Below are 6,159 nucleotides of genomic sequence, written 5' to 3'. Positions count from 1 at the left end.
CGGCGAATCGCCACGCGCTATGACAAGCTGGCCCGCAGCTTTCGCGCCATGGTATGCCTGGCTTGCATAGATCGTTGCCTACGTGCCGACTTTTCGTACAAAACCTAGGAGACTGAGCTTGCGTCGTGCTACCTTTTCTTCGGTGGTCATAGTCGTTTCCTCATGGTGTTACAGTCGAGCGTCAGACACTCGTTCTACAACCTACGGGGAGCACTATGGCCACTTTGCGTTCAGCGGCCGACTGTCAGGTGAATACCATTACACCACCGCTCGGGCTTGTTTCAGGTTGATGATTTTTAGGGGTGATAGTCTGTTAATGAGAATTGCGGTAGTGGTCACCCAGTACGAGGCCGGTGGTGCCCAGAAGGCTGCCATCAACCTGGCCAATGGGCTGGTAAGGGCGGGGTGTTCTCCGACCTTGATATTCCTCTACAAGAAGGCCGAGGCCGACTTCCATATTGAGCCCGGAGTGGTGGTCGAGTACCTGCTGCCTGAGAAGCGGCCTATTTCACTGCTATTGCTCTCCTTGCCCCGCCTGGTACGCACGCTGCGCAGGGCCGGGGCCGAACGGATCATTGCCTTCACGCACTACGCCAACCTCTATTCGGCGATGGCCGGTAAGCTGCTCGGCGTGCCGGTGGTGGTGTCTCACCGCAATCCGCTTTTCTCTTATGGCCGTTTGACCCGCCTGGCCGACCGCTGGCTGGCCATGCTGGGGTGTCTTGGCACGGTGACTTATGTATCGGGCGCGGTGCGAGACTCCTTTGGCGACCACTATGCGGGTGTGACCCTACGCCACAAGGTGATCTACAACTGTATCGACCGCCAGGACGATAGCCAGCTGCCAAGCCCTCCCGAGGGCAACTACCTGCTTGCCGTTGGGCGGTTGAGCGAGCAGAAGAACCATGCCTTGTTGATCGAGGCGTTGGCGCGTTCGCGCTATACGGGCGACCTGGTGATTCTTGGGGAAGGGGAGTGTCGTGCCGCGCTTGAGGCGCTTGCCGAGCGGCTCGGCGTCGCTTCTCGGGTCAAGATGCCGGGAGTAAAAAGCAATGCGGAGGTTAACGCATGGCTGCGGGGTGCCAAGGCGTTCTATATGCCGTCACGCTATGAAGGCATGAGCAATGCGCTGTTGGAGGCGATCGTAAGTCGTACTTATACCGTTGTTTCCAATGTACCGGCTCAGGTGGAAGCGGTGACGGCGATGGAGGGTACCTACGGCGAGGTGCTGGATATCGACGACATTGACGCTTGGTCGGCGTCCATGGATGCCATGCGCGACGATCTTCAGCCGCCAGCCGAGATAGCCGACGCCCTTGCCAAGCGCTACTCCTTTGAGCGCTTCATGGCCGATTTTCAATCGCTGCTGCCAGATGCACCCGATGCGCTTGGCCGCGATGCTGGATGACTGCTGAATGATCGACTTGTTGAAAGCCCGTGCGGCGTCGCCTGAGCGAACCGAGCACGCGGTGGTGACGTTTCTGAACCCCTATTCATACCGTATCGCCCGGCAACATCCCGCGCTGTTCCGTCGCTTCGATGTCATTCATTACGACGGTATCGTGCTGGCGAAGCTGATGAGGCTGGCGGGGGTGAGTGTGGCCCGAACGAGCTTCGATATGACCTCGCTTGCCGATGAGGTGCTGTCAGGCGCAGCTCGAGATGGGCGGCGCGTGTTCTTCGTTGGCAGCGAGCCCGGAGTACCGGAGCAGGCCGCCGAGACGCTGAAGGCGCATTTTGCTGGGCTGCAGGTGGCTGGCGTGCGGCACGGCTTTTTCACTGACGATGAGGAGCGCTCGGCATTCATCGATGAGCTGGTGGCGCTTGCGCCGGAGATCGTGGTGGTGGGCATGGGGGCACCGCTTCAGGAGCGGCTACTGGTCGACCTGGCAGAGGCGGGCTGGCGCGGGGAGGGCTATACCTGCGGCGGCTTTCTGCATCAGACGGCCAAAGGCGGGGCGCAGTACTACCCGGCGTGGATGGATCGCCTGAATCTGCGCTGGCTTTATCGCATCTACGATGAGCCAAAGCTGATAAAACGCTATACCATTGATTACTCGATTTTCCTTGGCCTGTTTGCGCGCGACCTCCTGGCCTATTACTGGGCCAAGCGCAAGTGAGGGTGAGCCGCTGGGCGGTTGAGATTGCCGTGTTATCGTTTGAGTTGAGGTGTCAGTGAGCCGTACGTCTCGTTCCAGCAAGTATGAGCCTTTTCAGATCATTGGCCCGCTAGTCGATTTCCTAGGGGTGGTCGTTGCGGGGTGGTTGGCCTACTGGAGCCGCTTCGGCGAGTGGCAGCTGATCGAGCTCTACTCGCTTGCGTTGCTAGCCATCGCAATGCTGGTGGTACTGGCGAATGGGTTGCATGGCTCCTATCAGGAGTGGCGCTCGTCTAGCTTTGCCCATGTGCTGCTGCGCCTGGTGGTGGTGTGGGGCGGGATTGCCCTGGTGGTGATGTCGTTTCTGTTCCTGGCGCATGTGGCGGAGCGTTACTCGCGGCTTTGGGTGGGCTTTACGCTGCTCGGGTCGTTTGTGTTCTCGGTCGTGGCGCGCGTGGTGGCTTACCAGATTGCCAAGGCGCTCTACCGCCGGGGGCGGCTGCGGCGCGGTGTGTTTCTGGTGGGGCCTCAGGGGCATGTGCTGGATGTGGCGCGAGATATGCGCCGCTATTCCACCGAAGGGTATGGGATTTCTGGCATTCATCGCTTGGCCGGTGAGCCGCAGACGGTCGATCTAGAGCGTCTGGTTGAGCGGGTTGAGGCCTCTGGCGCCCGCGAGATATGGATCTGTGTGCCGCTGGAAAGGGGCCATGAGGTACAGGTCATTTTCCGCGCCCTGCAGCAGCTGATGGTCGATGTGCGCTTGATTCCCGACCTCAAGGATTTGCGGCTGCTCAATCATCGCGCCAGTCAGGTGGCGGGACGCTATGCACTGGACCTGAGCGTTAGCCCGATGGCGGGCATGGCGCCCTACGTGAAGCGGTTAGAGGATATCGTGCTGGGCAGCTTGATTACCCTGCTGATCTTGCCGGTGTGCCTGGCGATTGCCGTGGCGATCAAGCTTGGCTCCCCGGGGCCTGTACTGTTCAAGCAGTACCGCACGGGCATCAACGGCAAGCGCTTCAAGGTGTACAAGTTCCGCTCCATGGAGGTCCACGAGGAGTCGAGCGGGCAACTGACGCAAGCGACGAAGGATGATCCACGGGTGACGCGGCTGGGAGCGTTTCTGCGCCGTACGTCGCTGGATGAGCTGCCGCAGTTCTACAACGTGCTGCAGGGCCGCATGTCGATAGTGGGGCCGCGGCCGCATGCCTTGGCGCACAACGATCATTACCGCGGGATGGTGGAGTCCTATATGCGCCGCCATAAGGTCAAGCCGGGTATTACCGGCTGGGCACAGGTCAATGGCCTGCGCGGTGAGACCGATACCGTGGAGAAGATGGAGCAACGGGTCGAGCATGACCTGTGGTATATCGATAACTGGTCGCTGTGGCTGGATTTGAGGATCATTTTCTTGACGGTGTTCAAGGGGTTTGCGGGGCAGAACGCCTATTGAGGGCTGTTACTTAGGCAGCGCTGCGCGCTGCAATCGCGAATGAATTCGCTCCCACAGAGGGGGGCGGGGCGGTGGTGCAAAGGCAAATGAGGGAGCGGCTTTAGCCGCGATAGGGTGGGTTGGCCAAGGCAGCGCTGCGCGCTGCAATCGCGAATAAATTCGCTCCCACAGGGGGGCGGGGCGGTGGTGCCAAGGCAAATGTGGGAGCGGCTTTAGCCGCGATGGGGTGGGTTGGCCAAGGCAGCGCTGCGCGCTGCAATCGCGAATAAATTCGCTCCCACAGAGGGGGCGGGGCGGTGGTGCCAAGGCAAATGTGGGAGCGGCTTTAGCCGCGATGGGTTACCCGGCAGCGCTGCGCGCTGCAATCGCGAATGAATTCGCTCCCACAGTGAGGCGGTGCTGCGCGCTGCAATCGCGACTGGCGTCACTCCTATAGGGGAGTAGCACCCCAGGGACGTTTCTTGATTTCATTATAGGGGGCCGGCATTATGCCGGCTCTTTTCGTTTTTGCTCCTGTGAGGCGTTTCTTCGTGACCATGGCCCAGTCAATACCTGTCGCCCCCGGCGCCGGCATGCGGATTTACACTAGTGCGGCGGCTTTCTTGTTGATGGCCATTGCGTTGGTGGTGCCCAGCGGGTATTCCCTGGGAGCGGTGATGCTGCTGCTGGGCAGTGTCGTGCTGCTTGGCAAGCGGGGGGACTTGACGCTGCGCCGCGCAGACTTGGCGATCTTGGCGGTATTTGCTGCCTATGCGGCGGCGGTGATTGCCGAGGCGTGGTGGGATGGCCAGGGCTCGCGGGGCATGGACCGGCCGGCACGCTTTGTGTTGGCGCTACCGGCATTGTTGCTGTTGCTGGCGTTTCCTCCCCGGGCGGGGGCAATCTGGGCAGGCTTGGCGACCGGAGGCATTCTCGCCGGCGGCTGGGCCAGCTGGCAGAAGCTCGTCGAAGGTGTCGATCGTGCCAGTGGCTACACCTATGTGATCCAGTTCGGCAATATCAGCATGCTGAGCGCCATCCTCTGCGCGGCCGGCCTGGGCTGGGCGCTGGTTCAGCCGCGTGCGCGATGGTGGGTGGCGCTGCTGGCGCTGGGCATCGTAGGCGGGGTGCTGGGCTCGCTGTTTTCGGGTACCCGCGGTGGCTGGGTGGGTATTCCCGTGGTGCTGTGGGTGCTCTACCGCGGTTACGGCCGAGACTTGCCTGGCAAGTGGAAGACCGCAGCACTGGCGGCGGTGTTGGTCGTCGGAAGCCTTGCCTATGCCTTGCCACAGACTGGGGTCCAGGAGCGTGTCGGGCAGGCGGTCAGCGACGTCCAGCGCTATATCAGTCAGGAGAGCCAGACGTCGTCGGTGGGGGCGCGTTTTGAGATGTGGAAGGGGGCCGCGCACCTGATTGCCGAGAAACCGCTGCTGGGTTGGGGGGAGAACGGTTACCAGGCGGGCATGCAGCAACTGGCCGATGCCGATGTCATCCATCCTTTCATTACCACGTTCGATCACGCGCACAACGAGTTTATCGATGCCACGGCCAAGCGTGGGCTGCTTGGGCTCGTGGTGCTGTTGGCGCTGTACCTGGTGCCGATGCGACTGTTCGCTCGTCAACTCACGGCGCCGGATATGCATCTACGTGCCTTTGCGGTAGCGGGGGTACTGCTCCCGGTGGCCTACTTCGACTTTGGTCTTTCACAGGTATTCTTGGCCCATAACAGCGGGGTGATGGTCTATGCCTTCTTGCTCCCTGTGTTATGGGCAGCTTTCCGTGCGCGCGAGAGGCAGCTAGTTCCGTAATATGACGTTTTCGATTGAAGTCGTGATGGCGGCGTATAACGACCCGGAGGTGCTGACGCTTACCTTGGAGGGGTATCGTCGCCAGAAAGATCGTAATTTCAGCCTGTGCATTGCCGACGATGGCTCTGGCCCTGAAGTGGCCGAGGTGGTGGACAAGTATCGCGCGTTGGGGCTGGACATTCGCCACGTGTGGCATGAGGACTGCGGTTTTCGCAAGGCACAGATCGTCAACCGCGGTATCGGAACCTCTAAGGCTGACTACATCATACTGACCGATAGCGACTGCGTGCCGATGCGCCACTTCATTGCCGACCATCGCGACTGGGCACGCTCAGGCCATATGGTCGCGGGGCGGCGGGTGGATACTGCCGAGAGGCTCACGGCGCGTATCAAGCTTGGCGAGTTGGCGCTTTCACGCCTTGAGCACCCGCTGCGGCTCATTCTCGAGTCGATGCGCGGGGGGCTCTCTCGTGCCGAGTTTGGGTTGCATCTACCGCGCTGGGCAGCTCGGCTATGGAGCCGCAAGCCATTGGCGCTGCTGGGCGCCAATATGGGCGTGTGGCGCGAGCATTTAATGGCCGTCAACGGCTTCGATAGCGATTTCGAGGGCTACGGCGCGGAAGAGGTCGACCTCGAGTGGCGGCTGATTGGCTGGGGAGTCAAGCAGCGCCCCATGCGCGGCCGCGGTGGCTTGATCCATATTCACCACCACCAGCGCCAGGCGGACGCCTACGTGTTCCATCTTCTGAAGCACAAGCAACAGGTCGGCGAAGTCGTGGCGCGCAAGGGGATTCGCTGAAGGCTCGTTGCTAAAGGC

The 6,159-nt window shown here is 61.2% G+C and carries 5 protein-coding genes and 1 pseudogene; all 6 read left to right on the top strand.

What is annotated here, in order from left to right:
• Positions 1-108 (top strand): annotated as a pseudogene (locus IEI94_RS01720) (IS5/IS1182 family transposase); the annotation flags it as partial.
• Positions 109-316: 208 nt separating this feature from the next.
• Positions 317-1,408, top strand: a complete 1,092-nt coding sequence (locus tag IEI94_RS01715; protein WP_191164917.1) for a glycosyltransferase — start codon at positions 317-319, stop codon at positions 1,406-1,408.
• Between the two features lie 7 nt (positions 1,409-1,415).
• Positions 1,416-2,120: a WecB/TagA/CpsF family glycosyltransferase gene (locus IEI94_RS01710; RefSeq protein ID WP_191164915.1), complete on the top strand. Its 705-nt coding sequence runs from the start codon at positions 1,416-1,418 to the stop codon at positions 2,118-2,120.
• A 55-nt stretch (positions 2,121-2,175) separates the two neighbouring features.
• A complete protein-coding gene (locus tag IEI94_RS01705) occupies positions 2,176-3,555 on the top strand; it encodes an undecaprenyl-phosphate glucose phosphotransferase (protein ID WP_318153340.1) in 1,380 nt (459 codons plus the stop codon).
• A 572-nt stretch (positions 3,556-4,127) separates the two neighbouring features.
• Positions 4,128-5,342: an O-antigen ligase family protein gene (locus IEI94_RS01700; RefSeq protein ID WP_224749868.1), complete on the top strand. Its 1,215-nt coding sequence runs from the start codon at positions 4,128-4,130 to the stop codon at positions 5,340-5,342.
• 1 nt (position 5,343) lies between these two features.
• Complete coding sequence (locus tag IEI94_RS01695) at positions 5,344-6,141, top strand: glycosyltransferase (protein WP_191164910.1); 798 nt, start codon at positions 5,344-5,346, stop codon at positions 6,139-6,141.
• Positions 6,142-6,159: the final 18 nt, after the last annotated feature.

The sequence above is a fragment of the Halomonas sp. ML-15 genome, assembly GCF_014779595.1.
In the GTDB taxonomy this organism is placed as follows: Bacteria; Pseudomonadota; Gammaproteobacteria; order Pseudomonadales; family Halomonadaceae; genus Franzmannia.
The sequence above is the reverse complement of the archived record's forward strand: the minus strand, read 5'-3'. Positions and strand labels throughout refer to the sequence as shown.

Coding starts and splice junctions, on each gene's coding strand:
- IEI94_RS01715 (WP_191164917.1), top strand. CDS start 317: ATGAGAATTGCGGTAGTGGTCACCCAGTACGAGGCCGGTGGTGCCCAG.
- IEI94_RS01710 (WP_191164915.1), top strand. CDS start 1,416: ATGATCGACTTGTTGAAAGCCCGTGCGGCGTCGCCTGAGCGAACCGAG.
- IEI94_RS01700 (WP_224749868.1), top strand. CDS start 4,128: ATGCGGATTTACACTAGTGCGGCGGCTTTCTTGTTGATGGCCATTGCG.
- IEI94_RS01695 (WP_191164910.1), top strand. CDS start 5,344: ATGACGTTTTCGATTGAAGTCGTGATGGCGGCGTATAACGACCCGGAG.